Origin of the sequence: Burkholderia sp. Ac-20379, assembly GCF_017104645.1 — a bacterium.
Lineage (GTDB): Bacteria > Pseudomonadota > Gammaproteobacteria > Burkholderiales > Burkholderiaceae > Burkholderia.
The window spans coordinates 1-602 of record NZ_JAAGPF010000795.1; the positions used below are offsets into that span (position 1 = coordinate 1).

The window sequence follows — 602 nt, forward strand, 5'->3', positions numbered from 1 at the left end:
CGCTCGGCGGCTTCGGCGAGCAGCGCGCCGGCCTGCTCGCGGTGCGCGCCGGCCCAGTCGCGCGCGGCGTCGCGTTCGGCGTCGGGCCAGCGGCGCGAATCCGCGCCGTAGGCCTCGACGATGATGCGGAATCGTTCGGGTGTCATCAGAGTTCCTCGCTGCGGCCGTCGTTGGCCAATTGCGCGCGCAGATTGCGCCGGGCGCGCGAGAGCAGGCTCTCCAGCGCGTCCACCGTGATGCCCATCAGGCCGGCCGCTTCGATATTCGACAGTTCCTGATAGTACTGGAGCACGAGCGCTTCCCGTTGCCGGGCGGGCAGCGCCTCCAGCGCCGCGCGCACGCGGGCGTCGCGTTCGAGCGTTTCGAGCCGCGCGTCGGCGCGCGGCTGCGGATCCGGTTCGTCGGGCATCTCGTCGTGCGGCTCCTCGCGCCGGCCGCGCAGCCGGTCGTAGCAGAGATTGAGCGCCACGCGGTGCAGCCAGGTGTCGAAGCGCGCCTCGCCGTCCTTCCAGCGCGGCGCCTGTTTCCAGATGCGGATGAACGCTTCCTGCGCGACGTCCTCGGCTTCCATGCGGTCGCCGAGCAGCCGCGTCGCGAGCGCG

The 602-nt window shown here is 72.4% G+C and carries 1 protein-coding gene; it reads right to left on the minus strand.

The window, feature by feature from the left end; translation table 11 throughout:
* Positions 1–145: 145 nt before the first annotated feature.
* On the minus strand, positions 146–602 hold a 457-nt coding region (locus G3N92_RS34680), incomplete at its 5' end, for an RNA polymerase sigma factor (RefSeq protein ID WP_206131955.1).